Here is a 26,393-nt window from a genome sequence, read left to right as displayed (position 1 = left end):
GGCCCGGCCTCCCGCCCCGGGGCGGGAGGCCGGGCCGACGTCCGGCTCACGGCTCCCCTGCCGCTCGACGCCCGCCGTCCGACGCCCGGCAGGCGCGGAACAGCGGGCGGAGCGGTCGGCGGGCTCATCCGGCGGGCGTGAGCCCTCGCGTCACTTGCCGCCCTTGGCCAGGAAGGCCAGCAGGTCCTGGCGGCTGACCACGCCGGTCGGCTTGCCCTCGACGAGGACGATCGCCGCGTCGGCCTTGCCCAGCACGGCCATCAGGTCCTCGACCGGCTCGCCGGAGCCGACCTGCGGCAGCGGGGCGGACATGTGCTTCTCCAGCGGGTCGTCCAGGGAGGCGCCCTTGCTGAACAGGTGGTCCAGCAGTTCCCGCTCCACCACGGAGCCGACGACCTCGGCGGCCATCACGTCCGGGTGGCCGGCGCCGGGCTTGACGACCGGCATCTGCGAGACGCCGTACTCGCGCAGCACCTCGATGGCCTGGCCGACGGTCTCGTCCGGGTGCATGTGGACCAGGGACGGCATGTGGTCGCCGGCCTTGTCGTCCAGGACGTCGGCGACGCGGGCGCTGGGGCCGGCGTCCTCCAGGAAGCCGTAGTCGGCCATCCACTCGTCGTTGAAGATCTTGCTGAGGTAGCCGCGCCCGCTGTCCGGCAGCAGCACGACGACCACGTCGTCCTCGTCGAGCCGCGAGGCGACCTCCAGGGCCGCCACGACCGCCATGCCGCAGGAGCCGCCGACCAGCAGGCCCTCCTCCTTGGCGAGGCGGCGGGTCATCTGGAAGGAGTCCTTGTCGGACACGGCCACGATCTCGTCCGCGACGGTCCGGTCGTAGGCGGTCGGCCAGAAGTCCTCGCCGACGCCCTCGACCAGGTACGGGCGACCGGAGCCGCCGGAGTAGACGGAGCCCTCGGGGTCGGCGCCGATGACCTTGACGCGGCCGTCGCTGGCGTCCTTGAGGTAGCGGCCGGTGCCGGAGATGGTGCCGCCGGTGCCGACGCCCGTGACGAAGTGGGTGATCTTCCCCGCCGTCTGCTCCCACAGCTCGGGGCCGGTGGAGTGGTAGTGCGACAGCGGGTTGTTCGGGTTGGAGTACTGGTCCGGCTTCCAGGCGCCGGGCGTCTCACGGACCAGCCGGTCGGAGACGTTGTAGTACGAGTCGGGGTGCTCGGGCGCCACGGCAGTCGGGCACACCACGACCTCGGCCCCGTACGCCCGCAGGACGTTGATCTTGTCCAGGGACACCTTGTCCGGGCAGACGAAGATGCACTTGTAGCCCTTCTGCTGGGCCACGATGGCGAGCCCCACGCCCGTGTTGCCGCTGGTGGGCTCGACGATGGTGCCGCCCGGCTGCAGTTCCCCGCTCTTCTCCGCGGCCTCGATCATGCGCAGGGCGATGCGGTCCTTCACGGAACCGCCGGGGTTGAAGTACTCGACCTTGGCCAGGACGGTGGCCCTGATGCCCTTGGTCACGCTGTTGAGCCTGACGAGCGGGGTGTTGCCGACGAGGCTGATCATCGAGTCGTGGAATTGCACCGTTGTCTCCGGATGCTGCAAAAGATGCGGTCGTGGTGGTCCAGCCAGCCTAGGCCCTTCGCGGGACGGACGGTCCGCGCCGGGCGCGGGCCGCGGACGGGTCGTTCACTCAGAGTGGGATTGGACCACGGTGCGTACGGGGCAAGCACTGGGTGAGGGCTTCGGAGGAGGTGGCGGCGAGGCATGACGAGCATGTCGAGGGCGAGAGCGGCCCGGCGGATCGCGGCGGGAGCGGCGTACGGCGGCGGGGGCATCGGCCTCGCCGGCGCGGCCACCGTGGGACTGCTGGTGGCACAGGCGCAGCTGGCGCGGCGCCGGGTGGGCAACGGCATGTCGCCGCACGTGCCGAACGCGGACGGCCTGTACGGCGCCGCCTACACGGTGCCCGGACGGCCGGCGCTGCGGCTGACCATGCTGGGCGACTCCACGGCCGCCGGACAGGGCGTGCACCGGGCCGGGCAGACCCCGGGCGCGCTGCTGGCCTCCGGGGTGGCGGCGATCGCGGAGCGGCCGGTGGGACTGAGCACGGTGGCGGTACCGGGGGCCTGCTCCGACGACCTGGACCGGCAGGTGTCGCGGGCGCTGGCGGACCCGTCCCGGGTTCCGGACATGTGCGTGATCATGATCGGGGCGAACGACGTCACGCACCGCATGCCGGCCACCCGTTCGGTGCGCCACCTGTCGGCGGCGGTGCGGCGGCTGCGCACCGCCGGCGCGGAGGTGGTGGTGGGCACCTGCCCCGACCTGGGCACCATCGAGCCGGTCCAGCAGCCCCTGCGCTGGCTGGCCCGGCGGGCCTCCCGGCAGCTGGCGGCGGCACAGACGATCGGTGCGGTGGAGCAGGGCGGCCGGACGGTGTCGCTGGGCGATCTGCTGGGCCCCGAGTTCGCCGAGAACCCGCGCGAGCTGTTCGGTCCCGACAGCTACCACCCGTCGGCCGAGGGGTACGCGACGGCCGCGATGGCGGTGCTGCCGACGGTGTGCGCGGCGCTGGGCCTGTGGCCGGCGGAGGAGGAGCGTCCCGACGCCTCCCGCCGCGAGGGCTTCCTCCCGGTCGCCCGGGCTGCGGCCGAGGCCGCGTCGGAGGCCGGTACGGAGGTCGCCGCGGCGATGCCGTCGGGGCCGCGCGGCCCCTGGGCCCTCCTCAAGCGCCGCAGGCGCCGCCGCGTCCAGGAGGCCGAGCCCGCCACCCCGACGGCCCCGGCCCCGTCCTCGTCCGCGTCCTCTTCCACGTCCACGTCCCGGCAGCTCTGACCGCGGCACCGGCCCGCGGGGCCCGGGTCGGGGCGCGCGGACCTGGCCCGCGGGGCCGGGTCCGCAGGGCCGAGTCCGCAGGGCCGAGTCCGCAGGGCCGGGGTCGGAGTCGAGTGCGGGGTGCGCGACCCCGGGCCCGCACGCCCGGGGTCGCGGTCGGGTGCCGGGCCCGGGGACCGGCCCGCGCGGGGGCGGCGGGCGGGTGACCGGACGGACGGCAACCGGACGGGTGAACGGCCAGGCGGGCGGGACCGGGCCCGGGCAGTCGGCCGAGCGGCGCAGGAACCGGACCCGCCGGAACCGGTCAACCGCCTGATCCGGTCACTGTCCGAGCCGGCCGCCCTCCCGGCCGCCGCCCGAACCGGCCGCTGAACCCGTCGCTGCCCGAACCCGTCGCCGCGCGAACCGGTCGCTGCCCGAACCCGTCGCCGCCCGAACCGGTCACATCGACGGCACCCGCCGTATCATCGAAGGCACGCAGACAAAGCAAGCGCTTAGACAGTTGCGGCCCATGTCACACCGCGCCCCCCGTGACCCCGCCGATACAGCCGGGTAACTTCCCAGGCAGCCGTGCCCGACCGCGTGGTACGCCGCACGCCGCCCGACCACCACCCCGACCGGCGCGAAGCGCCGCCCCTTCCCTCAGGAGCCGTGATGCCCGAAGCCGTGATCGTTTCCGCCGCCCGCTCCCCCATCGGCCGCGCCTTCAAGGGGTCCCTGAAGGACGTGCGCCCGGACGACCTGACCGCCACGATCGTCCAGGCCGCCCTGGCCAAGGTGCCCGAGCTGGACCCGAGGGACATCGACGACCTGATGCTCGGCTGCGGTCTGCCCGGCGGTGAGCAGGGCAACAACCTGGGCCGGATCGTGGCCGTGCAGATGGGCATGGACCACCTGCCGGGCTGCACCATCACCCGTTACTGCTCGTCCTCGCTGCAGACCTCCCGCATGGCGCTGCACGCCATCAAGGCGGGCGAGGGCGACGTGTTCATCTCGGCCGGCGTCGAGACGGTCTCCCGGTTCGCCAAGGGCAACTCCGACAGCCTCCCGGACACCCGCAACCCGCTGTTCGCCGAGGCCGAGGCCCGCACCGCGGCGGTCGCCGAGTCCGAGGGATCCACCTGGCACGACCCGCGCGAGGACGGCCTGGTGCCCGACCCGTACATCGCGATGGGGCAGACCGCCGAGAACCTGGCCCGCCTCAAGGGGATCACCCGCGAGGAGATGGACGAGTTCGGCGTCCGCTCGCAGAACCTCGCCGAGGAGGCCATCAAGAACGGCTTCTGGGAGCGCGAGATCACTCCCGTCACGACGCCCGACGGCACCGTGGTCGCCAAGGACGACGGCCCGCGCGCCGGGGTCACCATGGAGGGCGTCGCCGGGCTGAAGCCGGTCTTCCGCCCCGACGGCCTGGTCACCGCCGGCAACTGCTGCCCGCTCAACGACGGTGCCGCGGCCCTCGTCATCATGAGCGACACCAAGGCCCGCGAGCTGGGCCTGACCCCGCTGGCCCGGATCGTCTCCACCGGCGTCTCCGGGCTCTCCCCGGAGATCATGGGCCTCGGCCCGGTCGAGGCGTCGCAGCAGGCCCTGCGCCGGGCCGGCCTCACCATCGACGACATCGACCTGGTGGAGATCAACGAGGCGTTCGCCGCCCAGGTGATCCCGTCCTACCGCGAGCTGGGCATCCCGCTGGAGAAGCTGAACGTCAACGGCGGTGCCATCGCCGTCGGCCACCCCTTCGGCATGACGGGCGCCCGGATCACCGCCACACTGATCAACTCGCTGCAGTTCCACGACAAGCAGTTCGCCCTGGAGACGATGTGCGTCGGCGGCGGCCAGGGCATGGCGATGGTCATCGAACGCCTCAGCTGAGCACCTCAGCGTGACCGCGGCGGCACCCTCCGTCCGCGTTCGGCCCGGAACCCCGGAACTGCCGGGGCTCCGGGCCGATTTGTGATCCAATCGCCCTCAGGATGTGACCTATCCCTCCCGCCACAGGGATTCACGCAGGTCAGAGCCCCACCCCTCACCCCCCTGGAAACAACACTCTGTCCGTTTCGTGACGTTACGCACTGACAGATGGTTAGTCCACCCTTCAAGCTGATGTAGGAAGTCGGGGGTCGACTTTGAACCGGGAGTACGTCAGTGAGCGCCATGCCGATCGCCCTGCTGGTCACCACGGCCGCCACCGGCGCCGTGGGCGTCGCGGTCCTGCGCAGCATCTTGGTGCTGCGGCGACAGGTCGCGGCCCTGCACACCGAGCTGGCCGAGAGCCGAGCCGCCGCCACGCGCGCGCTGCTTCCGTCGGCCCGGACGGCCGACGCGGACGAGATACGCGCGGCCGTCGCGGAAGCCCTCGCGGAGGAGCGGGAGCGCGAGCTGGCCGAAGCGCGGGCCTTCTGGGCCGCCCAGGAGGCGCGGGACGCCTCCGACGCGCCGTCCCTGCTCGGGCTGTCCGACAGTGAGCTGTTCCTGCCCCGGCAGGCCGACTTCGTGGGCCTGGAGGTGGAGGCGGTGGCCGAGGCGGGCGCCGAGGCCGACGAGCACCCCGCCGACTCCCCGGAGCTGGCCGCCGCCCGTCGCCGCCACCCCTCGCACCCGGACTTCGTCCCGAACCCGCCGCCGGCCGTGAACGACCACGAGCGCACCGTGGCGACGCTGGAGGAGCTGGCGGCCACCCAGGTGGAGCTGGCGGACGTCCGCCCGGGCCCGCTGGGCACCCTGGACGTCTACGTCTTCGCCGACGGCACCACCCTGTGCATGACGCCGGGGCACCGGGAGACCGCGGAACGCCTGGCGACGGCGCTGCGTGCGGGCGAGAGCCCGTTCCTGCTCGGCGGCTCCGGCATCTCCGGGGCGTACACCCTGACGTTCTCCTGCGGCGAGGACAACGTGTACATCCTGGCGGACCGGGTCATAGCGTCCCTCTGACCGTTCCGGCCAGGTGTCCGAGCCACGGGTCACCGGCTCGGCCGGCCACCGGCCCCGGAAGCGGGCCCGCGGCCACCGGCCCCGGACGCCGTACGCGGGCCCTCGTCCCGGCCCGCCCTCGGCTCACGGCCCACCCGCGGCTCCCGGCCCGCCCACGGCCCGGGCCACTTCGCCCCGGCCCCCGTCAGACCCCGGCGCGTTTCTGCGCCTCCTCCACCAGCCGGGCCGCCTCGGCGACCTCGTCCTCGTTCTTCAGTACGAGCGCCAGGTCGTGCCCGGCGACGGTGATCTGGTCCGCGGCGGCGAACATCCCGGCGTCGGGCATCTCGCGGGGCTCGGTTCCCGGCTCCTCCGCCAGCTGGGTCCGGCGGGCGAACTCCCTGGCCAGGGCGAGGGCTTCGGCAGCCGCCCCGCGTTGCAGCCGACTCTGCGGCGCGGCCCGCAGGCGGTCGGCGAAGTGATCCACGGCACGGGTGAGGGATGTCGTATCAACCACGCGGCGAGCGTACGCGGCGCGGCAGGACTGTTGCCAACGGACGAGCGCTGGGGCACGGTGACCTGAAGGACCGGCTTTCATCCCCTGCGTCCGGAGGCGCCGATGTCCCAAGTCTTCTCCGAGGAGACCCATCGCAACCTGCTCGCCCGTATCCCCCAGTGCACCGGTCGTGAGATCTCCGACTGGCTGCGCACCGTCGACGACGGCCCGGCCCTCCGCTTCGAGGAGAAGGTCAGCTGGCTCCGTCACGAGTACGACCTGGCGTACGGCCACGCCAAGGCGATCGTCCACGAGTACGACCTGAGGAGGGCAGCGCGCAACCTGCGCTAGCTCCGGCACGGGCCGCGGCCCGGCACGACGAAGGGCCCCGGGGATCCGGGGCCCTTCCGCGTGCCTGGGGTGGCGACGCGTCAGTCGCTGCTGTTGAAGATCGCGATGAGTCGCAGGAACTCGAGGTAGATCCACACCAGCGTCAGGGTGAGGCCGAAGGCCGCGAACCAGGCCTCCTCACGCGGGGCGCCGTAGGCCAGCCCGTCCTCGACCTGCTTGAAGTCCAGGGCGAGGAAGCAGGCACCGAGGATGATGCCGACGATGCCGAAGACGATGCCGAGCGGGCCGCTGCGGAAGCCGAGGCCGTCACCGCCGCCGAAGACCGCGAACAGCAGGTTCACGCCCATCAGCAGGATGAAGCCGAGCGCCGCCGCCATCACGAAGCCGTAGAAGCGGCGGTTGACGCGGATCCAGCCGGCCTTGTAGGCCACCAGCACACCACCGAAGACCGCCATCGTGCCGAGCACGGCCTGCATGGCGGCACCGTCGGCGATGCGGTTGTCGACGATGCTGGAGATCACGCCGAGGAACACACCCTCGACGGCCGCGTACGTCAGGATCAGCGCCGGCGAGGCCTTGCGCTTGAACGACTGCACCAGCGCCAGGACCATGCCGAGCAGCGCGGCACCGATGCCGATGCCGTACGACCGGCTGATGTTGGCGTCGTCCACGGGCAGCAGGGCCCAGGCGAGCGCCGCGGTGACGACGAGGACACCGAGGGTCGACGCGGTGCGGATGATGACGTCGTCCATGGTCATCCGGCCGGGAGCGGCCGGAGCCTGCGGCGGCGCACCGTGCTGCAGGTCCTGCTGTGCGTACGGGTTCTGCGCGTACGGGTTCTGCGCGTAGGGGTTGCCCGTCGGCTGCGCGTACGGGTTGCCCTGCGTGGCGACAGCGGGACCCCCGGCCTGCGGCGCGGTGCCGAAGCCCGCGTAGCCGTTGTCGCGGCTGAACCCCCGTCGCGAGAAGACCGGGTTTCTGCTCCTCATTTCACTCCTCCATGGCCGCACTGCGCGGCCTTGGCTCAAGAGTAATAGGTAGGCAAAGGGAATGACCCAGTGCTTGGGGAGGATCTTTCCCTCGTCGTGCTGCTCAACACGCTACGCGGCCGGGTGATTCCCCTCACCGGCGGGCGCCGGAACATGACCGAGCCGGTACCTTCCCGGGACCTGGGGGAGATCATCCGACGGTGTCGACGATCACATGGCGGCCCGAGATGGCAAGGGCGGGGCCGGGCAGCGGGACCCGTTCGGGTGCGGCGCCGGTGGCCCGGGTGTGGTCGCCCAGGGTCACGCCGGAGCCCCAGCTCCACAGGCCGCCGTCGGTGTCGATGGCGTATCCGGTGAAGCCGTGGGCGGCGATCCGCCGGACGGCGGGCAGTCCGGGCACCTTCACCGGGCGGGCCGAGGAGTGGTCCGAGGCGTCGCCGTCCCCGAGGGTGCCGCTCACGCCGCGGCCCCACGCCCGGACGGTGCCGCTGCGGTCGAGGGCGAAGGCGACGTCGTTGCCGCCCGCGACCTGGACGACGTCCTTCAGGCCGGGCACCCGCACCGGCCTGCCGGTCTGGCCGCCGCGCGGTTCGACGCCGAGCACGCCGTGCACGTTGTTGCCCCAGGCGCAGACCGCGCCGTCGGCCGTGGCCACGACCACCGCGCCGCCGGTGGAGGCCAGGGAGACGACGTTGTGGACGTCGTCGATCCGGGTGAGCCGGGTGCTGTCCCTGTCCCCCAGCACGTCGGTGAGGTTGACGCCCCAGCCGAGCACCCGTCCGTCGGCGCGCAGCGCGAAGGCGGTCAGCGAGTCCGGCGCCATCGAGTGGACGCCGCCGGCGCGCGGCACGGGGCGGGGCCGGGGCACCCCCGCGTAGCCGTCCCGGCGTCCGGCGTTGACGAGGATGTTCTCCGACCCCCAGGCCAGCACGGAGCCGTCGGCGCGGACGGCGAAGAACGTGCTGCCCCCGGCGTGCACGGAGCGGGCGTCGGTGATGCCGGCCACCTGGCGCGGTGTGTCGAGGTGGCCGCGTTCCTGGGAACCGTGCCCGAGGGAGCCCTTGTGGTTCTGGCCGTACGTCCACACGGTCCCGTCGGCCCGTACCGCGGCGGTGCTGAAACCGTTGTCCGCCACGGAGACGACGTCGGTCCAGCCGGGCACCAGCCCGCCGCCCCACCGGTCGGCCGACCCGGCGCCCAGGTGGCCCCCGGACCAGACGGCGCCGGGCTGGACCCGCACGGGCTGCGGGCGCCCGGACTCCCCCTCGGGGCAGGGCGGCGCCGCCATCACCGCCCGGTCGGCCTTGCTGCAGCCCACCGCCCCCAGCACCACGATCCCCGCCAGCAGCGTCCGCAGCCATCGTCCGCCACGCATCGTCGCCCACCCCCGTCGGCTCGTGCCCGGCACACGGTTCGTCCGGGCAGGACCGATCTTCGCATCGGTCCGCGGTGAACCGGGAGGCTCGGGAACTGTGACGTTCGCGGGGCGGCACGCGGGACGCGGCCGGGGGCGAGCCGGGCGGGCGGGCCGCTCAGGGGTCCGCTGCCGCCCGGCGACGACGGGCCGCTCGGGGGTCCGCTGCCGCCCGGCGACGACGGGCCGCTCGGGGGTGCGGGCCGGGTGGTCCGGGCGCGGTGCGGGAGCCGCCGCGAGGGTGTGGCCGGGTGAGGGCGAGGGTCGGGGTGGGGGTGGGGCGAGGGCGTTGCGCTCCCAAAGCCGGGAGCGGCCGTGAGCCGTTCCGGCCAGGGCCGTCCACCGGGCCGAGGACGTGATGGTGCCCGGAGCCGGACTTGAACCGGCACGCCCGCGTAGGGGCAGCGAGGTTTAAGCTCGCCGTGTCTGCTATTCCACCATCCGGGCAGGCCATGGGCTCCGCTTCGAGCGTGCCGAGCCTATCGGGCCGCCTCGTGCGAACTACGGGGCGGCTAGCCGATGTTGTCTTATTTTATTGATGTCTGAGGGTGCATCAGCATCCGGTACGCGCCATCAGCACTTGCCACCAGCGTTGCGTGTGATGTGGCACCCCGTGCGCGGAATGACGGAATTTCACCGTCCGAACAAGGGCGCGCCACCTGTTCCGGTCATCACTCGGACATCCGTCCCCTCAGGGGCGCCCGTCATCCCCAGGTATGACACGGCGCCCTCCCGTCCCCCCTCGGTCGCCCCTCGGAACCGGCGCCGCGGGTGACTACGCGGCGGCAAACGGACGGAACGATGGAAGACGTCACCGAGCAACACGTCGCCCGTCAGGAGAGCCATCCCGTGACCACCGCACCCACCGCCGCCCGGACCACCGCCGTGGCCGCGCGCGCCGCGGAGTTGTCCAAGATCTACGGCGAGGGCGAGACCCGGGTCGTCGCCCTGGACCGGGTCTCCGTCGACTTCCAGCAGGCGGAGTTCACCGCGATCATGGGCCCCTCCGGCTCCGGCAAGTCCACGCTGATGCACTGCGTGGCCGGCCTGGACACCTTCTCGTCCGGCTCCGTGCGCATCGGCGAGACCGAACTGGGGTCGCTGAAGGACAAGCAGCTCACCCGGCTGCGCCGGGACAAGATCGGTTTCATCTTCCAGGCGTTCAACCTGCTGCCGACGCTGAACGCGCTGGAGAACATCACGCTGCCCATGGACATCGCGGGCCGCAAGCCCGACCGGGAGTGGCTGGACACGGTGATCCGGATGACCGGGCTGTCCGACCGGCTCGGCCACCGGCCCTCGCAGCTGTCGGGCGGCCAGCAGCAGCGGGTGGCGGTGGCACGGGCGCTGGCCTCCCGGCCCGACATCGTCTTCGGTGACGAGCCGACCGGGAACCTGGACTCCCGCTCCGGCGCCGAGGTGTTGGGCTTCCTGCGCAACTCGGTGCGCGAGCTGGGCCAGACGGTGGTCATGGTGACCCACGACCCGGTGGCCGCCGCCTACGCCGACCGCGTTGTCTTCCTCGCGGACGGCAGGGTCGTGGACGAGATGTACGGGCCCACGGCCGACAAGGTGCTCGACCGCATGAAGCAGTTCGACGCCCGGGGCCGCACCAGCTGACACCCCGCGGCCCCGTCCGCCCCGCCCTCACCCCGCCCCGCCCCCTTCCGCGCCTCCGCCCCAGGGTCCCGCGGGCCGCGCGCCCGGCCCGCCTCCGCCCCACCGGGCCGGGGCCGCGCCCGCCGCCCGGCCGGCCCGCGTGCCCGCGTGGCCCTCAGCCGTGCCCGCGCGGCCCCCGGCGTCCCCGCCGGGGGCGGGTTCCGGCCCTCCACCCCTCGCCCTCACCGTCTGGACTCGAGAAGACACCCATGTTCCGTACCGCCTTGCGCAATGTGCTCGCGCACAAGGCCCGGCTCCTGATGACCGTGCTCGCCGTGATGCTCGGCGTGGCCTTCGTGTCGGGGACCCTGGTCTTCACCAACACCGTCTCCGCGGCCCTGCAGAAGCAGTCCGCCAAGGGCTTCGACCACGTCGACGTCGCCGTCACGCCGGGCTGGCAGGAAGCCGAGGGCGACCGGGTCGGTGAACCGCACGAACTCACCCGCGCCCTGGTCGACGACAGCGCCCGGGTGCCGGGGGCCGAGCAGGCCATCGGCATCGTCAACGGCTTCACCGCGCTCGCCGACAAGGACGGCCGCCTGATCGGCGACGACTTCCAGTCGCAGGGCGGCAACTACTGGGGCGCGAAGGACCCCCGGTACCCGCTGTCCGAGGGGCGCGCGCCGAAGGGTGAGGGCGAGATCCTCATCGACTCCGAGACGGCCCGGCGCGCCGGGTACGAGGTCGGCGACACCATCCGCATGTCCGTCGACGGCCCCGTCCTGGAACCGGTCGTCACGGGCGTCTTCACCACCGACGACGGCAATGTCGCGGCCGGGGGCAGCCTCGCGCTGTTCGACACCGCGACCGCGCAGAAGCTGTTCGGCAAGACCGGCACCTTCGACGAGATCGCCGTCAAGGCCAAGGCCGGCGTCAGCGACACGGCCCTGCGGGCGCAGCTGGAGAAGGCGCTGCCGTCCGGCGTCGTCGAGCTGAAGACCGGGACCGAACTCGCCGACGCCCAGGCGGAGATGATCGCCTCCTCGATGAGCGGCCTGAAGCAGGCGCTGCTGGTGTTCGCGGGCATCGCGCTGTTCGTGGGGACGTTCATCATCGCCAACACCTTCACCATGCTGGTCGCCCAGCGCACCAAGGAGCTGGCCCTGATGCGCGCGGTCGGCGCCTCCCGCCGCCAGATCACCCGCTCGGTGCTGATCGAGGCGTTCGTGGTGGGCGCGATCGCCGCGGTCGCGGGCCTGGTCGCCGGCGTGGGCATCGGCGTCGGACTGCAGTCCCTGATGGGCGCGCTGGACGCGCCGATCCCGGACGGGCCGCTGGTGATCAGCACGGGCACGGTCGTCTCCGCGTTCGCCGTCGGCATCCTGATCACCATGCTCGCCGCCTGGCTGCCGGGCCGCCGGGCCGCGAAGATCCCGCCGGTGGCGGCGATGAACTCGGTGCACGCCAAGGCGACCACCAAGTCGCTGGTGCTGCGCAACACGCTGGGCGCGCTGCTCTCGGCGGCCGGCATCGCGGTGGTCCTGGTGGCCACCACCATGAAGGGCTCCGACGGCCAGGCCCCGATGGGCATCGGCGCGGTGCTGCTGATCGTCGGCGTGTTCGTCCTGACGCCGCTGCTGTCCCGCCCGCTGGTCGCCGCGGCGGCCCCGGTCCTGCGCGTCTTCGGGATCTCCGGCAAGCTGGCCCGGCAGAACTCGGTGCGCAACCCGCGCCGCACCGCGGCCACCGCGTCCGCGCTGATGATCGGGCTGACCCTGATCACCGGCATGACGGTGGCGGCGGGCAGCCTGCAGAAGTCCATCGACAAGATGGCGGCCTCGGCGATCGAGGCGGACTACATGGTGTCCATGGCGAACGGCAACGCGCTGTCCCCGGACGTCGAGAAGAAGCTGAAGGAGGCCGACGGCGTCACGGCCACCAGCCCGATGCGCAACGCCGTGTCCCGCATCGACGGCGGGACGGAGTTCATGACCGGGGTCGACGGCTCCACCTTCGGCCGGCTGACGCGGTTCGAGGTCGCGTCCGGCACCTTCGAGATCGGCGGCTCGCGGGTGGTCGTGGACGACGACACGGCGAAGTCGTACGGCTGGAAGACGGGTTCCGAGTTCACCGCGGCCTTCGAGGACGGCAAGAAGGAGCGGCTGACGGTCTCCGGCATCTACCGGGGCAACGAGATGATCAGCGGCATCATGGTCGACACCGCCACGCTCGCCCCGCACGAGTCCGAGCCGAACGACATGCTGGTCATGGTCAAGACCGCCGACGGTCCGTCCGGCACCGCGAAGGAGTCGCTGGTCGAGCTCCTCGGCGACAACCCGGGCATCAAGGTCCAGGACAAGAAGGACCTCTCCGACGAGCTCGCGCAGATGTTCACCGTGGTGCTCAACATGGTGTACGGCCTGCTGGCGATGGCGGTGATCGTGGCGGTCCTCGGGGTGATCAACACCCTGGCGATGTCGGTGTTCGAGCGTGCCCAGGAGATCGGCATGCTCCGCGCGATCGGCCTGGACCGCAGGGGCATCAAGCGGATGGTCCGGCTGGAGTCGCTGGTGATCTCGCTGTTCGGCGGGGTGCTCGGCATCGGGCTCGGGGTCTTCTTCGGCTGGGCCGCGGGCGAACTGATGGGGAACAGCATCCAGACCTACGAACTGGTGCTGCCGTGGGGCCGGATGGGCGTCTTCCTGGCGCTGGCCGCCGTGGTGGGCGTGCTCGCCGCGCTGTGGCCGGCCCGTCGCGCGGCCCGGCTGAACATGCTCCAGGCCATCAAGGCCGAGTAACGGCCGGCCGTCCGGCTGCGACGACGGGGTCCCGTTCCGGTGGGCGGGGCCCCGTCGTCGTGTGCGGGGGGCGCGCGGCGGGTCGGTTCCGGGTGCGGGGGGCGGTGACGCGCCAGGTCCGGGAGGCGGGGGCCGGTGGCGCGTCAGTTCCCGGAGACGGGTCCGGTGGCGCGTCAGGTGCAGTTGCGGGTGCGCCCGTGGCGCGTTCAGGTCCAGGTGCGGGTGCGCAGGGGCAGGCCGGACGCTCCCGATCCGGCGGGGCGGACGGCGAGGATCTGGTTGACGCCGATGCGGTTCTTCTCGAAGGCGAGGGCGGAGGCGGCCATGTAGAGCCGCCACACGCGGGCCCGGCCGGGTCCGGCCAGCCGGGCCGCGCGGTCCCACTGCGCCTCCAGGTTCGCCACCCACCGGCGCAGGGTGATCGCGTAGTGCTCCCGGAGCGCCTCCACGTCCCGCACCTCGAACCCGGCGCGTTCCAGCAGGCTCACCGTGGTGCCGACGGGGGCGAGTTCACCGTCGGGGAAGACGTAGGCGTCGATGAACGGGTCCAGGTCGTACGCCCCCTCGTCGCGTTCGGGGCGGCGGCCGATCTGGTGGTTCAGCAGACGCCCACCGGGCGCGAGGAGCCCGTGCAGACGGGTGGCGTACTCCAGGTAGCGGGGCGAGCCGACGTGCTCGGCCATGCCGATGGAGGAGATCGCGTCGAACGGGCCGTCGGCGACGTCCCGGTAGTCCTGGACGCGGATCTCCACCCGGTCGGCCAGGCCCTCCTCGGCGACGCGTTTGCGGGCGTGGGCGGCCTGCTCCCGGGAGAGGGTGATGCCGACGACGCCCGCCCCGTGCTCGCGGGCGGCGTACACGGCCATCGCGCCCCAGCCGCAGCCCACGTCGAGCAGCCGCCGGCCGGGCTCCAGGGCGAGTTTGCGGCAGACCAGTTCCAGCTTGTCGTGCTGGGCCTGTTCGAGGGTGGCGCGCGGGGGCGGGGCGGACCAGTAGGCGCAGGAGTACACCATCGACGGGCCGAGGACGATCTCGTAGAAGTCGTTGCCGACGTCGTAGTGGTGGCTGACGGCGCCCCGGTCGCTGCGTCGGGTGTGCAGGCCGCGGCGGGGGCGGCGGGCCTCCTCGGCGGGCCGGGCGGGCGGCAGCGGGGGCCCGGCCAGGGCGAACAGGCCGCGCACGGCGGAGCGGAACGCCGGGTCGCGCAGCGAGCGGGCCAGGCCCGGGGCGTCGGCGTCGCGCTCCCAGATCAGTCCCGCGAGCAGGTCCAGGGCGGTGTAGAGGTCGCCCTCGACGTCCAGGTCACCGGCCACCCAGGCGCGGGCGAGGCCGAGTTCGCCCGGCTTGAACAGCAGGTGGCGCACGGCCCGGCGGTTGCGCACGACGAGGGCCGGTGCGGACGGGGGTCCTGCCTGGGAGCCGTCCCAGGCCCGGATCCGGACGGGGAGCGGTGTGCCCAGCAGCTGATCGGCGTGCGCCTTCAGCCGCGACGCGGCGTCTGCCATGGTCTGCACCTCCGTGACGGGAATCCCGGAATGTCGTCACCACGTAAACACCCGCACGGCGACTTGGCAGCCCCCGGCGCGTGTCCCGCCCGGGCGGACGCCGCCGGGAGCGCCGCCTGTCCCCTCCCCCGGCGCACACCGCGACGGCCGCCGACACCGACCCTCGGGGCCGGGCTCCGGTGCAGGGCTCCGCTGCCGGGCTCCGGTGCAGGGCTCCGGTGCAGGGCTCCGGTGCAGGGCTCCGCTGCCGGGCTCCGCTGCCGGGCTCCGCTGCCGACCGCGCGGGCCTCCCGGGAGCGTCGGCGCGGGCAGGCCCCTGCGGTCGGTCCCGGGCACGGCGGTCCCGGGCACGGCGGCCTCGGACGGTCGGTCCCGGGCACGGCGGTCCCAGGCACGGCGGTCCCGGGCACAGCGGCCCCGGACGGTCGGTCCCGGGCACGGCGGTCCCGGGCACGGCGGTCCCGGCATGCCGAAGGGGCCGCCCGCACCACGGATGGCGGGCGGCCCCTTCGGGGGTCACTGCTGCGGCTGCCGGCCGCCCCCGGGAGGGGGTGCGGCCGGGGCGCGCGGGTCAGGAGGCCTTGGCCTCGGTCTTCTTCGGCTCGGCGGCGGCCACCGGGGCGGGCTTGGCCGCCTCGTAGAACTCCTCGCGCGGCGACTCGATCGCGCCCAGGGAGACGACCTCGCGCTTGAGGAACATGCCGAGGGTCCAGTCGGCGAAGACGCGGATCTTGCGGTTGAAGGTCGGCATCGCCATGCCGTGGTACGCGCGGTGCATGTACCAGGCGAGCCGGCCCTTGAGCTTGATCTTCATCTTGCCGACGACGATCATCGCGACGCCCTTGTGCAGGCCGAGGCCCGCGACCGCGCCCTTGTTGGCGTGGCGGTAGTCCTTCTGCGGGAAGCCCCGCATGCCGGCGATCACGTTGTCGCCGAGGACCTTGGCCTGGCGCAGCGCGTGCTGGGCGTTCGGCGGGCACCAGGCGTTCTCGTTGCCCGCCTTGCGGCCGACGAGGTCCGGGACCTGGGCGTTGTCGCCCGCGGCCCAGATGTAGTCGGTGCCGGTGACCTGGAGGGTGGGCTGGGTGTCGACGTGGCCGCGCGGGCCGAGCGGCAGGCCGAAGCGGGCCAGCGCCGGGTTGGGCTTGACGCCCGCGGTCCACACGATGGTGTTGGAGTCGACCTCCAGGCCGTTCTTCAGCACCACGTGACCGTCGACGCAGGAGTCCATCGACGTGGACAGGTAGACCTCGACGCCGCGGCTCTCGAGGTGCTCCTTGCCGTACTGGCCCAGCTTGGGGCCGACCTCGGGAAGGATCTTGTCGGCGGCGTCGACGAGGATGAAGCGCATGTCCTCACGGGACACCGTCTTGTAGTACTTGGCCGCGTCCCGGGCCATGTCCTCGACCTCACCGATGGTCTCCGCGCCGGCGAAGCCACCGCCGACGAAGACGAAGGTGAGCGCCTTGCGGCGGATCTCCTCGTCGGTGGTCGAGTCGGCCTTGTCGAGCTGTTCGAGGACGTGGTTGCGCAGGCCGATGGCCTCCTCGACGCCCTTCATGCCGATGCCCTGCTCGGCGAGGCCGGGGATCGGGAAGGTGCGGGAGACCGCGCCGAGCGCGATCACCAGGTAGTCGAAGGGCAGCTCGTACGCCTCGCCGACCAGCGGGGCGATCGTGGCGACCTTGCGGTCCTGGTCGATGGTGGTGACCCGGCCGGTGAGCACCTCCGCCTTGGGGAGCACGCGCCGCAGCGGGACGACGACGTGTCGCGGGGAGATGTTGCCGGCGGCGGTTTCCGGGAGGAAGGGCTGGTAGGTCATGTACGACCGCGGGTCGACGACGGTGACGGTCGCCTCGCCGTAACGCATCTTCTTCTGGATGCGCCGAGCTGCGTACAGGCCTACGTACCCACCGCCTACTACGAGGATCCTGGGACGCTCCGTGGTGCTCATGCCATCGAGTATCCACCCGCCCGAGGGGGGTACCTCGTGCGCCCCTTCACAAGCTCGGACACCCCCTGTGTTACACTCCGCCGCCTCTGTGACCCAGACCATGGTCCCGATCGGGAACCCACACCGTCGCCGTCACGTTGTCAATGCCGCGTGAGCTGCCTCTCCGGCAGTTCCAGGCCGTTGTGAGGCCCCTCGCACCCTGTCCCGAGCACTCCTCCGGCGCCTTCTCCCGGCCGCCTTCTGAACATGTTCAAACGGGTCTCGAGCCCTCGAAAGGGCCAACCGGCCCCCATTCTGCGCTCCACCGGGCCCGTTTCCTTGTGAAGAACTTCACGAACTTTCCGGCGAGGACCCCGCCGGAACGGCCTCCCGGGGCCCCCACCAGCGCTCGAATGCTCGCCGACCCCGCTCGGGGGAGCACCACAGAGGAGCACCACGGCGGAGCACCACGGGGGCGACAGGCGGCCCGGAGGAGAGCCCGGAAAACGCCCCGGCCGGGGGCCCGGTGAGTGCCCGGCGGGGGCCAGCGAGGGCCCGTGGGTGCCCGGCGGGACAGTATGGACCGCGCTGACCGCGCTCGGTAACGATGCGTACCGGCAGGACGCCGACGCCAGGAAACCCACCGGCCCCTCGGACCTCCATCGGCTGAGGGTCGGCCGCTACCGGGTCGCCTGCCGGATCAACGACGGTGAACTCGTCGTCCTCGTGGTCGAGATGGGCGAGCGGCGGGACGTCCACCGCACCGCCGTGACGCCCCGCCCGGCGTCGGCTCGGCGCGCCCCGGCGTCGGCGCCGCCTCAGCGCCCCCCGGTCGCGCAGCTCCGCGCGATCCCGTCGAGCATCGCTCACGAACGCGACTCCCGACCGAGGTCGCGTGTACACGTGCACGCGTACACTGTCCTCATGAGTGAGAACACCGTGACCGTACGGGAAGCCCGCGCCCACCTCGCCGACCACATCAACCGGGCCGAGGAAGGCGTCCCGACCGTCATCACGCGCAATGGCGCCCCGGTGGCGGCCGTGGTGCCGATCTCGGACTTCGAAGCGCTGGAGGAAGCGGCCGACGTGATGCTGGCGCGCGAGGCCGAAGCGGTGCTGGCCGAGGGCGGCACCACCGTGACCATGGCGGAACTGCTGGCGGACCTGTTCACCGAGAAGGACGGCGAGGCGGCGTGAAGTACGCCTTCCGGTTCACCACGGCGGCACAGCGGCAGCTCCGGGCCATCAGCCGACCCGACGCCATGCGCATCCTGACCGCGCTGACCGCACTCGGTGACGACCCGTACCGCCAGGACGCCGACGTCAAGAAACTCACCGGCCCGTCCGGGCTCTACCGGCTGCGAGTCGGAAGTTACCGGGTCGCCTACCAGATCAACGACGGTGAACTCGTCGTCCTCGTCGTCAAGGTGGGCGACCGGCGGGACGTCTACCGCAACCTGTGATGCCCCGCCCCACACCACCTCCGTCGGGCAGCGCCCGTCAACGCGCCTCGGCCGCCGTGTGAAAAGCGATGCCGTCCAGGATGTCGTGCTCGCTGGCGACGACCTCCCGGGCGTCCATGCGCTCCATCACGGCCAGCAGCACCAGCGCCCCCGCGGCGATCACGTCGACCCTGCCCGGGTGCATGGACGGGATCGCGGCGCGTTCGGCGTGCGTGGACCGCAGCAGCCGGTCGCTGATCTCCCGCACCCGCTCCCGGGAGATCCGGGAGTGGTGGATGGCCGCCGAGTCGTAGCCCGGCAGGTCCTGGGCGATCGCCGAGACGGTGGTGACCGAACCGGCGAGACCGACCAGGGTCAGCGCCTCGCGCAGCGGCACCGTCTTCTCGACGAGGTCCAGGGCTGCCTCGATGTCGGCGCGCATCGCCGCCACCTGCTCCGGCGCCGGCGGGTCCGTCACCGCGCCGTCCCGCACCAGGTGCCGTTCGGTCATCCGGACGCAGCCGATGTCGACGGAGCGGGCGGCGCGGACCCGGTCGTCGCCGACGACGAACTCCGTGGAGCCGCCGCCGATGTCGACGACCAGGAACGGGCGGTGCAGGTCGGTGCGGCCGGTCAGCTCCTTGGTGGCGCCCGTGAAGGAGAACTCGGCCTCCTGGTCGCCGGTGATGACCTCGGGCTCCACGCCCAGGATGTCCACCACGCCGCGCACGAAGTCGTCCCGGTTCTCGGCGTCCCGGGAGGCGGAGGTGGCGACGAAGCGGAGGTGCTCCGCGCCGTGCCGCTCGATGATCTCCGCGTACTCCCGGCAGGCGGCGAAGGTGCGCTCCAGCGCCTGCGGCGCCAGCCGGCCGGTCCGGTCGACGCCCTCGCCGAGCCGCACGATCGTCATGCGCCGGTCCAGGTCGGTCAGTTCACCGGTTCCGGGGTCGACGTCGGCCACCAGCAGACGGATCGAGTTGGTGCCGCAGTCGATGGCGGCGACCCTGTTCATCGGGCGTCCTCCTGCTCCGCGGCGGCCGTGTCCTCGGGCGTCACGCACGGGCCCTTGCGCCACCACTCGGGGAGCATGGCCAGCGCCTCGTCGCCCAGCGGGTTGACGCCGGGGCCCGCGGCCAGCGAGTGGGCGACCAGGACGTGCAGGCACTTCACCCGGTCCGGCATGCCGCCCGCGCTCGGGAAGCCCGTCAGCTCCTCGATCTCGTCGCGGCGGCGGATGTAGTCCTCGTGCGCCGCCCGGTAGGAGGCCGCCAGCTCCGGGTCGGTGGCCAGGCGTTCGGTCATCTCCTTCATCACGCCGTTCGCCTCCAGCGTCCCGATCGCCGAGGAGGCGCGCGGGCAGGTCAGGTAGTAGAGCGTGGGGAAGGGGGTGCCGTCGGGCAGCCTCGGCGCCGTCTCGACGACGTCCGGCTGTCCGCAGGGGCAGCGGTGGGCGATCGCGCGCAGTCCGCGCGGGGGCCGGCCCAACTGCTGCCGGAAGGCCGCGACGTCCGCGTCGGTGGGCTCGGTGCGCGGGGTCGTGGGCGGGGGTGTGTCCATCGTTGTCTTTCTTCGGGGTGTCACGGGTGCCGGGCCGCCGGACGGCGGCGGTCATGGGGCGGGATCACCGGTCGGCGGCGGTCACGGGCGCGGGGTCACCGGTCGGCGGCGTCGGCCTTGTCGACCCCGTCCCAGACGTTGGCGTACCAGGGGCGGTCGGCCGCCCGGGTGTCGGTGCGCGACCGCTTCACCGGGCCCGGGTCGACCACGACGAACCCGGTCTCGCCGGGCATGACGTAGTGCAGCCGACGGCGGATCTCCTGCTCGGCGTAGGCGTCGTCCTGCCAGCGGGCCTTGAGGTCGCGCAGTTCCTCGACGCGCTGCCGGGCCTCCTCCTGCTGCCGCTGGAGGTCGGCGATCTCGGCACGCTGGGAGACGTACTGCCGCATCGGGTAGGCGAGGGCCACGATCAGCGAGCAGACCACCAGGGCGAGCAGCGCGGCCCGGCCGGTGAGCCGGGAGCGGCGCGCCTGCCGCTTGGTCTGCGAGCGGTAGACCCGGGCCGCGGTCTGCTCACCGAGGAGCCGGATCCTGGTCGTGGTGGAGAAACGGTCCCGGTCCTTCACCGCCATGTGCCCGCCTCCGGTTCGCCGTCGTCGTCCGTGGGTCTACGTGCGTACGTCCCCGCACACGGTACGGGACCGGGGCGGGGACGTACGGACGACGCTTCCTACGGAGCGGGCGCTCAGCCCTTGAAGCGGGGGAAGGCGCTGCGGCCCGCGTACACCGCGGCGTCGTCGAGGATCTCCTCGATGCGCAGCAGCTGGTTGTACTTGGCGACACGCTCCGAACGGGCCGGGGCGCCGGTCTTGATCTGGCCGCAGTTGGTGGCGACGGCCAGGTCGGCGATGGTGACGTCCTCGGTCTCGCCGGAGCGGTGGGACATCATGCACTTGAAGCCGTTGCGCTGGGCCAGCTCGACGGCGTCCAGGGTCTCGGTGAGCGAACCGATCTGGTTGACCTTGACGAGCAGGGCGTTGGCGGCGGCCTCGTCGATGCCGCGGGCCAGGCGCTCGGGGTTGGTGACGAACAGGTCGTCACCGACGAGCTGCACCTTGTCGCCGAGCTTGGCGGTGATGGTCTTCCAGCCGTCCCAGTCGTCCTCGAACAGCGGGTCCTCGATGGAGACCAGCGGGTACGCCTCGACCAGCTCGGCGTAGTACTCGGTCATCTCGGCGGCCGTGCGCTCCTTGCCCTCGAAGACGTAGGAGCCGTCCTTGTAGAACTCGGAGGCGGCGACGTCGAGCGCCAGGGCGATCTGCTCGCCGGGGGTGTAGCCGGCTTCCTTGATCGCTTCGAGGATGAGGTCGAGGGCCTCGCGGTTGGAGCCGAGGTTCGGGGCGAAGCCGCCCTCGTCGCCGAGGCCGGTGGCCAGGCCCTTGCTCTTCAGGACCTTCTTCAGCGTGTGGTAGACCTCGGTGCCCCAGCGCAGGGCCTCGGAGAAGGACTCCGCGCCGATCGGGGCGATCATGAACTCCTGGATGTCCACGTTGGAGTCGGCGTGCGAGCCGCCGTTCAGGATGTTCATCATCGGCACCGGCAGCAGGTGCGCGTTGGGGCCGCCCAGGTAGCGGAACAGCGGCAGGTCGCTCGCCTCGGACGCGGCGTGGGCGACGGCCAGGGAGACACCCAGGATGGCGTTGGCGCCGAGGGAGCCCTTGTTGTCGGTGGCGTCCAGGTCGAACATGGCCTGGTCGATCAGGCGCTGCTCGGTGGCGTCGTAGCCGACCAGCTCCGGGCCGATCTGCTCGATGACGGCGAGGACGGCCTTCTCGACGCCCTTGCCCTGGTAGCGGTCGGGGTCCCCGTCCCGCAGCTCGACGGCCTCGAAGGCGCCCGTGGAGGCGCCGGAGGGAACGGCGGCACGCCCCGTGCTGCCGTCGTCGAGGCCGACCTCGACCTCGACCGTGGGGTTGCCTCGGGAGTCCAGGATTTCCCGGGCTACGACGACGTCGATGGACGGCACGAGCATCTCCTTCGTGGATGTGACGCGAGTGGGCAGGGCCTCGGTGGCTCTGCGAGACCGAGCCTAACCGGCTCCGGGCGATCGGCCATCCGGTCGCCCATCCCCTGGACATCCGTGGCTCGTGCCACGGAGTGCCGCGGGGGACAGAGCGAAGCTTAGATTGTTTCTTCGCGGAACAAAGACGGCCCGGGAGACCGTGACCGGAAAGTGCCCGGCCCGAAGCCCCGGGAGGAGCCAGGGAAGAGCCCGGGCGGAGCCCGGTGAGGAGTGCGGGAAGCCGTCCGGCGGGAACTGCGGGAAGCCGTCCGGCAGGGAGCCCGGGGCCGTTCAGCGAGACGCCCCGCACGGAGTTCGGCGAGGAGTCCGGGAAGCCGTCCGGCGGGGACTGCGGGAAGCCGTCCGGCAGGGAGCCCGGGCAGCCGTCCGGCGAGACGCCCCGCACGGAGCCCGGGGCGGTTCAGCGAGGCGCCCCGCAGGGGAGTCCGGGAGGAGTCCGGTCATGGCCCCGCCCCGGTGCGTACGGGGATCACGCACCGGGGCGGGGAGCCGGGGGCCAGGGGGCCGGGAGACGCGGCCCTGGGGCTGCTTCCTTACTTCAGGTGCAGCTGCTGACCCGGGTAGATGAGGTCGGCGTCCTGGACGACGTCGTCGTTCAGCTTGAACAGCTTGGCCCAGCCGCCCTTGACGTCGTGCTCCTCGGCGATGGAGCTGAGGGTGTCACCCTTGACGACCTTGTACTCGCCGTCGCCCTTCTTGACCTTCTTGCCGGTCGGGGTGGTGACGGTCTTCTTCTGCGCCGGGCGCTCGGCGGAGCGCGACGGCTTCTGCTGCTCGGTGGAGCGCTCGGCGGTGGAGCCGGTGTCCTGCTTCGGGGCGCTCTGCTGCGAGGCGCCACCCTGGTTCTGGGTGGAGCCGCCGCCGGTGTACGCGGCGCTGGACAGGCCCTTGCCGCAGACCGGCCAGGCACCCTTGCCCTGGCCCGCGAGGACCTTCTCGGCGATCTCGATCTGCTGGGCCTTGGTGGCCTGGTCGGCGGTGGAGGCGTACTTCGTGCCGCCGAAGCCGGCCCACGTGGAGGCGGAGAACTGCAGACCGCCGTAGTAGCCGTTGCCGGTGTTGATGGACCAGTTGCCGCCCGACTCGCACTGGGCGACGGCGTCCCACTCGGCGGCGGTGGCGGCGGAGGCGTTGCCGGCCGCCATCAGCGGGGCGGCGACGGCGGCGCCGGTCACGCCGGCGACGGCGATGGCGCGAGTGGCCTTGGACGGACGACGGTGCTTGCCCTTGCCGGAAAACAGCATGGTTGGATCCCCTCACCGACGCCTACGAGGTGAGCTGTCGGGTTCGGGCCGGTTGAGTTGCCCGGCCACGCCCCTCTCGGGACGCGGCTTCACCCCAAGCCGCACCCGGCGTTCAACCACCGGATCCGGCGCCTACCTTGGGTCCCCCGCTCCTGCCTACGGCGCACTGGTGCGACGACTGTTCCCGGGCTGCCACTGGCAGGATTCGGCGTGGCGGCAGCCGGGGCCCGCGATGGCGAGCGGTCACGACCGTAGACACGCGTTCGGCGGAATTTCAAAGACGATCACGGCTTCTGAGACCTATGTCTCACAAACTTTAAACCGGACATTCAGTACGAAACATGACGTCAACTGTCGCCGCCCGGAGGGCTGTTCGCCCGCCCCTTTCGCCCGGAACGCCCCCGGTCAGAAGCTTCTGACCGGGGGCGTTCCACCCAAGTGGGCTATTTCGGGACGCTGCTGGCGGCAGGACGGGAGAGGGCTGGCCATCCGCTCCCGGGAGAGAGCGGGTTCTCCCGTGGTTCCGAATAGGTTCGCCGCTGGATCCGGACGGGTTCGCCGTCGGATCCGGGCGGGTTCGCCACCGGCTCCGGACGGGTTCGCCGCTGGATCCGGGTGGACTCGCCACCGGCTCCGGACGGGTTCACCGCTGGATCCGGACGGGTCAACCGCTGGATCCGTACAAGGGGAACCGGCTCGTCACTGGTTCCAGGAGGAGAGCGGGCTCGTCCCCTGCGCCGACAGGGACGCTTCGGGCGTGGCGGACGGCTGGGCCGGAACGGCCGGGGTGGACGACTCGGCGGCGGACCAGAGGCCCAGGACGGCACTCACGCCCGGCGTCCCGCCCATCACTCCGCGCGCGGCACCGGCGTCCTGCGCCACGTAGCCGCCCTCCGGAGCGCCCGCACGGCCTCCGCCTCCGGCGACCTCTTCCGGGGCGGGCGCGCCACGGTGGCGGCCGGTGCCCTCCGAGGGGGTGCCGGCGGATGCGGACGGGGCGTCACCCTGGTCCGCACCGCTCTCCTTGCCCGCATTGCGGGATTTCTCACCCTCGGCGGAGGGGGAAGCCGGACTGGTGGGCGAGGCGGCCGGGTCGTCGGCCTTCCCGGTGGCGTCACCCGAACCGTCCGCGGTGCCGGTCCCGTCCGGGGTGCTCTGCGACGGGGAGGGGGTCGCGGACGGGGCGCCGGATCCGGACTCCGGGCCGGCGGGCGGGACCGAGGAGTTGCCCAGCCCCAGGGAGTTCGGAATGTCCGTTTCTTCCGTAGCGGCGCCGTCCTGTCCGGCGCCACCGCCGGACGAGTCGGGCTGGAGCCCCGCGACGAGACCGCAGGTCGCCCAGTCGCCGACACCCTCGGCGGCGAGCGCCTTGTCGGCTATCTCGATCTGCTGACGGCGGCTGGCCAGGTCGGCACTGGCCGCGTACTCGAGCCCGCCGTACTTCTCCCACTTCTCCTGGCTCATCTGGAGGCCGCCGTAGTAGCCGTTGCCACTGTTCTCGCTCCACGAGCCGCCGGTCTCGCACTCCGCGATCCGGTCCCACGTCTTGCCGTCGGCCGCACTGGCGCTGCCGGCCGCCAACAGCGGGAGGGCGATGGCGGAGCCGGTGACTCCGGCCGCGACGACGAAAGCCGGTGCCTGGCGGGGGCGACGGTGCCGACCGTTCCCGGAGAGCATGCGGAGACCTTTCACACGACAGCGGTTGCCACGCGGCGGACGCGAACTCACGTGCGCCACGCCGTTGATGGGTGAACGTATCGGGAAGGATCTCTTGTCACAAGTTAATGCCGCGCAGATCACGTGGAGATCACAGAGTGTGAGACTCTGTCATGTTTCCGCTGGTCGGGTCGGGGGCAGGGCCGCGCCGTCCGGTTCGCTCGGCTTTGCCGGAGGAGTGAATTCCACCGGCAGGGTGCGCAGTCCGCGCATGATGAGCCCGCCCCGCCAGCGCAGTTCGGCCGGATCCGCCGCCAGCCGGAGGTCCGGCAGCCGGGTCAGCAGCGTGGCGAGCGCGGTCTGCCCCTCCAGGCGCGCCAGCGGGGCACCCAGGCAGTAGTGGATGCCGTGTCCGTATCCCAGGTGGGGATTGTCACGCCGCGCCAGGTCCAGCACGTCCGGCCCGTCGAACCGCTCCGGGTCCCGGTCCGCCGCCGCGAGCACGACCAGCACCGGGTCCCCGGCGGCGATCCGCTGCCCGCCGATGGTGACCGGCTCCGTCGCGAACCGCCAGGTCGCCAGCTCCACCGGGCCGTCGTAGCGCAGCAGTTCCTCCACCCCGGTCTCCAGCAGCCCGCGGTCACCGGAAGCCAGGGAGTCCTGGAGCAGGGCGCGCTGCGCGGGATGGGTGAGCAGGGCGTAGGTGCCGTTGCCGATGAGGTTGACGGTGGTCTCGAAGCCGGCGAACAGCAGGATGAACGCCATCGCCGCGGCCTCGTTCTCGGTGAGGTGCTCGCCGTGGTCCGAGGCCCGGATGAGACCGGAGATGAGGTCCTCGCCGGGGGCGGGCTCGGCGGGCAGGGCCGCCCGCTTGCGGTGGATCAGGTCGGCGAGGTAGCCGCGCATCTTCTTCACCGAGCGCGCCACCCCGCCCCGGGGGCCGCCCTGGTGTCGGATCATCATGCCCGCCCAGTCCCGGAAGTCGTCCTGGTCCTCCCGGGGGACACCGAGCAGGTCGCAGATGGCGTAGATGGGGAGAGGGAACGCGAACTCGTGGATCAGGTCGGCGGAACCGCGGGCGGCGAAGGCGTCGATGAGCCCGTCGGTCAGCTCCTGCACCCGGGGCGCGAACTCGGCCACCCGGCGCGGGGTGAACGCCTTGCTCACCAGCCTGCGCAGCCGGGTGTGGTCCGGCGGGTCGATGTTGAGCAGGTGCGTCATCAGCTCCGCCTTGCGCTCCCCCGGGATGCCGGTCCTGCCCTTGGCGTGCGCGGACTCGTCGTGGTGCGCCGGGTTCTTGGACAGGCGGTTGTCCGCGAGGGTCCGGCGCGCGTCGGCGTAGCGGGTCACCAGCCAGGCCTCCACCCCGCTCGGCAGCCGCGTCCGGTGCACGGGCGCGTGCTCGCGCAGCCAGGCGTAGGCGGGGTAGGGGTCGCTCGCGAACTCCCACGTGAACAGTTCGGGCGTGGGCCGCGTAGAGGGAGGCAGGGGAGGCACGGAAGGTTCGGGAGGCACTGGTGAGGCGGGGCTCTCCGACGGCGGGGGCTGATCGGTCACGGTTCGACCGTATCGGGAGGGGGAGGGGCGGGCGGCTGATCAGGGCCTCGACCCCGTGCACCCGGTCGTCCTCCATGCCGACGAGCGGCTGGTACTCCAGCGCGAACTCGCCCCGCTCGATGG

Annotated in this window: 21 protein-coding genes, 1 tRNA gene, 1 pseudogene and 1 riboswitch; of the genes and pseudogenes, 9 read left to right on the top strand and 14 right to left on the bottom strand. The window is 72.5% G+C overall.

Going from position 1 to position 26,393, the window contains the following annotated elements:
- Positions 1-150: 150 nt before the first annotated feature.
- The gene (locus AB0F01_RS30465) at positions 151-1,539 is read right to left on the bottom strand and encodes a cystathionine beta-synthase (protein ID WP_362102439.1); all 1,389 of its coding nucleotides are present in this window, start codon (positions 1,537-1,539) and stop codon (positions 151-153) included.
- A 183-nt stretch (positions 1,540-1,722) separates the two neighbouring features.
- Between AB0F01_RS30465 and AB0F01_RS30460 the strand changes: the two genes are divergently transcribed.
- From AB0F01_RS30460 to AB0F01_RS30450, 3 genes are all read left to right on the top strand, one after another.
- A complete protein-coding gene (locus tag AB0F01_RS30460) occupies positions 1,723-2,793 on the top strand; it encodes an SGNH/GDSL hydrolase family protein (protein ID WP_362102437.1) in 1,071 nt (356 codons plus the stop codon).
- Positions 2,794-3,447: 654 nt separating this feature from the next.
- Positions 3,448-4,668 carry an acetyl-CoA C-acetyltransferase gene (locus AB0F01_RS30455; RefSeq protein WP_362102434.1) on the top strand — a complete coding sequence of 407 codons (1,221 nt, stop codon included), beginning with the start codon at positions 3,448-3,450 and terminating at the stop codon, positions 4,666-4,668.
- 273 nt (positions 4,669-4,941) lie between these two features.
- A complete protein-coding gene (locus tag AB0F01_RS30450) occupies positions 4,942-5,727 on the top strand; it encodes a hypothetical protein (RefSeq protein WP_362102431.1) in 786 nt (261 codons plus the stop codon).
- Between the two features lie 184 nt (positions 5,728-5,911).
- Here AB0F01_RS30450 and AB0F01_RS30445 read toward each other — a convergent pair whose 3' ends face one another.
- Positions 5,912-6,223 (bottom strand): hypothetical protein, encoded by a 312-nt coding sequence (locus AB0F01_RS30445; protein WP_164346484.1) that lies wholly within the window; start codon positions 6,221-6,223, stop codon positions 5,912-5,914.
- A 102-nt stretch (positions 6,224-6,325) separates the two neighbouring features.
- On the opposite strand from AB0F01_RS30445, the gene AB0F01_RS30440 reads away from it, so the two are divergent.
- Positions 6,326-6,553 carry a DUF4287 domain-containing protein gene (locus tag AB0F01_RS30440; RefSeq protein WP_362102428.1) on the top strand — a complete coding sequence of 76 codons (228 nt, stop codon included), beginning with the start codon at positions 6,326-6,328 and terminating at the stop codon, positions 6,551-6,553.
- Positions 6,554-6,633: 80 nt separating this feature from the next.
- Here the strand turns inward: AB0F01_RS30440 and AB0F01_RS30435 are convergent, their stop codons facing one another.
- From AB0F01_RS30435 to AB0F01_RS30425, 3 genes are all read right to left on the bottom strand, one after another.
- The gene (locus AB0F01_RS30435; protein WP_362102425.1) at positions 6,634-7,542 is read right to left on the bottom strand and encodes a Bax inhibitor-1/YccA family protein; all 909 of its coding nucleotides are present in this window, start codon (positions 7,540-7,542) and stop codon (positions 6,634-6,636) included.
- Between the two features lie 190 nt (positions 7,543-7,732).
- On the bottom strand, positions 7,733-8,917 hold the full coding sequence (locus tag AB0F01_RS30430) for an RCC1 repeat domain-containing protein (protein ID WP_362102423.1): 1,185 nt from the start codon (positions 8,915-8,917) through the stop codon (positions 7,733-7,735).
- 398 nt (positions 8,918-9,315) lie between these two features.
- Positions 9,316-9,403: transfer RNA gene (locus AB0F01_RS30425), tRNA-Leu, on the bottom strand.
- A gap of 402 nt (positions 9,404-9,805) precedes the next feature.
- Between AB0F01_RS30425 and AB0F01_RS30420 the strand changes: the two genes are divergently transcribed.
- Positions 9,806-10,576 (top strand): ABC transporter ATP-binding protein, encoded by a 771-nt coding sequence (locus tag AB0F01_RS30420; protein WP_362102420.1) that lies wholly within the window; start codon positions 9,806-9,808, stop codon positions 10,574-10,576.
- A gap of 248 nt (positions 10,577-10,824) precedes the next feature.
- A complete protein-coding gene (locus AB0F01_RS30415) occupies positions 10,825-13,353 on the top strand; it encodes an FtsX-like permease family protein (protein ID WP_362102417.1) in 2,529 nt (842 codons plus the stop codon).
- Between the two features lie 206 nt (positions 13,354-13,559).
- Here AB0F01_RS30415 and AB0F01_RS30410 read toward each other — a convergent pair whose 3' ends face one another.
- Together AB0F01_RS30410 and AB0F01_RS30405 are read right to left on the bottom strand one after the other, a co-directional pair.
- A complete protein-coding gene (locus AB0F01_RS30410; protein ID WP_362102414.1) occupies positions 13,560-14,858 on the bottom strand; it encodes a cyclopropane-fatty-acyl-phospholipid synthase family protein in 1,299 nt (432 codons plus the stop codon).
- A gap of 571 nt (positions 14,859-15,429) precedes the next feature.
- Entirely contained in the window at positions 15,430-16,812 is a 1,383-nt protein-coding gene (locus tag AB0F01_RS30405; RefSeq protein ID WP_362102411.1) for an NAD(P)/FAD-dependent oxidoreductase, read from the bottom strand.
- A 555-nt stretch (positions 16,813-17,367) separates the two neighbouring features.
- Between AB0F01_RS30405 and AB0F01_RS30400 the strand changes: the two are divergent.
- The 3 genes and pseudogenes from AB0F01_RS30400 to AB0F01_RS30390 form a co-directional block, all read left to right on the top strand.
- A pseudogene (locus AB0F01_RS30400) lies at positions 17,368-17,553 on the top strand (type II toxin-antitoxin system RelE/ParE family toxin); the annotation flags it as partial.
- Between the two features lie 162 nt (positions 17,554-17,715).
- Positions 17,716-17,988, top strand: coding sequence for a type II toxin-antitoxin system Phd/YefM family antitoxin (locus AB0F01_RS30395; protein WP_362102443.1), 273 nt, complete (start codon positions 17,716-17,718; stop codon positions 17,986-17,988).
- On the top strand, positions 17,985-18,254 hold the full coding sequence (locus AB0F01_RS30390) for a type II toxin-antitoxin system RelE/ParE family toxin (protein ID WP_217129824.1): 270 nt from the start codon (positions 17,985-17,987) through the stop codon (positions 18,252-18,254). The genes AB0F01_RS30395 and AB0F01_RS30390 overlap by 4 nt, the downstream gene beginning before the upstream one ends.
- Positions 18,255-18,291: 37 nt before the next feature.
- Here AB0F01_RS30390 and AB0F01_RS30385 read toward each other — a convergent pair whose 3' ends face one another.
- The 7 genes from AB0F01_RS30385 to AB0F01_RS30355 form a co-directional block, all read right to left on the bottom strand.
- Positions 18,292-19,245: a Ppx/GppA phosphatase family protein gene (locus AB0F01_RS30385; protein ID WP_362102408.1), complete on the bottom strand. Its 954-nt coding sequence runs from the start codon at positions 19,243-19,245 to the stop codon at positions 18,292-18,294.
- Entirely contained in the window at positions 19,242-19,790 is a 549-nt protein-coding gene (locus AB0F01_RS30380) for a DUF501 domain-containing protein (protein WP_362102406.1), read from the bottom strand. The genes AB0F01_RS30385 and AB0F01_RS30380 overlap by 4 nt, the downstream gene beginning before the upstream one ends.
- Before the next feature lie 95 nt (positions 19,791-19,885).
- The gene (locus tag AB0F01_RS30375) at positions 19,886-20,362 is read right to left on the bottom strand and encodes a septum formation initiator family protein (RefSeq protein ID WP_362102403.1); all 477 of its coding nucleotides are present in this window, start codon (positions 20,360-20,362) and stop codon (positions 19,886-19,888) included.
- Between the two features lie 113 nt (positions 20,363-20,475).
- Positions 20,476-21,756 (bottom strand): phosphopyruvate hydratase, encoded by a 1,281-nt coding sequence (gene eno / locus AB0F01_RS30370; RefSeq protein WP_164349917.1) that lies wholly within the window; start codon positions 21,754-21,756, stop codon positions 20,476-20,478.
- A gap of 590 nt (positions 21,757-22,346) precedes the next feature.
- Positions 22,347-23,057 (bottom strand): transglycosylase family protein, encoded by a 711-nt coding sequence (locus AB0F01_RS30365; RefSeq protein ID WP_362102400.1) that lies wholly within the window; start codon positions 23,055-23,057, stop codon positions 22,347-22,349.
- Positions 23,058-23,061: 4 nt separating this feature from the next.
- Positions 23,062-23,231, bottom strand: a riboswitch (cyclic di-AMP (ydaO/yuaA leader).
- 525 nt (positions 23,232-23,756) lie between these two features.
- On the bottom strand, positions 23,757-24,734 hold the full coding sequence (locus tag AB0F01_RS30360; RefSeq protein ID WP_362102397.1) for a transglycosylase family protein: 978 nt from the start codon (positions 24,732-24,734) through the stop codon (positions 23,757-23,759).
- 150 nt (positions 24,735-24,884) lie between these two features.
- A complete protein-coding gene (locus AB0F01_RS30355) occupies positions 24,885-26,210 on the bottom strand; it encodes a cytochrome P450 (protein ID WP_362102442.1) in 1,326 nt (441 codons plus the stop codon).
- Positions 26,211-26,393: the final 183 nt, after the last annotated feature.

Source organism: Streptomyces sp. NPDC029526 (genome assembly GCF_040637405.1).
In the GTDB taxonomy this organism is placed as follows: Bacteria; Actinomycetota; Actinomycetes; order Streptomycetales; family Streptomycetaceae; genus Streptomyces.
The sequence above is the reverse complement of the archived record's forward strand: the minus strand, read 5'-3'. Positions and strand labels throughout refer to the sequence as shown.

Bases quoted from the DNA above. Each gene is read 5' to 3' on its own strand.
- AB0F01_RS30460 (WP_362102437.1), top strand. From the start codon at position 1,723: ATGACGAGCATGTCGAGGGCGAGAGCGGCCCGGCGGATCGCGGCGGGA.
- AB0F01_RS30385 (WP_362102408.1), bottom strand. From the start codon at position 19,245: ATGAACAGGGTCGCCGCCATCGACTGCGGCACCAACTCGATCCGTCTG.
- AB0F01_RS30375 (WP_362102403.1), bottom strand. From the start codon at position 20,362: ATGGCGGTGAAGGACCGGGACCGTTTCTCCACCACGACCAGGATCCGG.
- AB0F01_RS30435 (WP_362102425.1), bottom strand. From the start codon at position 7,542: ATGAGGAGCAGAAACCCGGTCTTCTCGCGACGGGGGTTCAGCCGCGAC.
- AB0F01_RS30430 (WP_362102423.1), bottom strand. From the start codon at position 8,917: ATGCGTGGCGGACGATGGCTGCGGACGCTGCTGGCGGGGATCGTGGTG.
- AB0F01_RS30455 (WP_362102434.1), top strand. From the start codon at position 3,448: ATGCCCGAAGCCGTGATCGTTTCCGCCGCCCGCTCCCCCATCGGCCGC.
- AB0F01_RS30360 (WP_362102397.1), bottom strand. From the start codon at position 24,734: ATGCTCTCCGGGAACGGTCGGCACCGTCGCCCCCGCCAGGCACCGGCT.
- AB0F01_RS30440 (WP_362102428.1), top strand. From the start codon at position 6,326: ATGTCCCAAGTCTTCTCCGAGGAGACCCATCGCAACCTGCTCGCCCGT.
- AB0F01_RS30405 (WP_362102411.1), bottom strand. From the start codon at position 16,812: ATGAGCACCACGGAGCGTCCCAGGATCCTCGTAGTAGGCGGTGGGTAC.
- AB0F01_RS30415 (WP_362102417.1), top strand. From the start codon at position 10,825: ATGTTCCGTACCGCCTTGCGCAATGTGCTCGCGCACAAGGCCCGGCTC.
- AB0F01_RS30395 (WP_362102443.1), top strand. From the start codon at position 17,716: ATGAGTGAGAACACCGTGACCGTACGGGAAGCCCGCGCCCACCTCGCC.
- AB0F01_RS30410 (WP_362102414.1), bottom strand. From the start codon at position 14,858: ATGGCAGACGCCGCGTCGCGGCTGAAGGCGCACGCCGATCAGCTGCTG.
- AB0F01_RS30365 (WP_362102400.1), bottom strand. From the start codon at position 23,057: ATGCTGTTTTCCGGCAAGGGCAAGCACCGTCGTCCGTCCAAGGCCACT.
- AB0F01_RS30380 (WP_362102406.1), bottom strand. From the start codon at position 19,790: ATGGACACACCCCCGCCCACGACCCCGCGCACCGAGCCCACCGACGCG.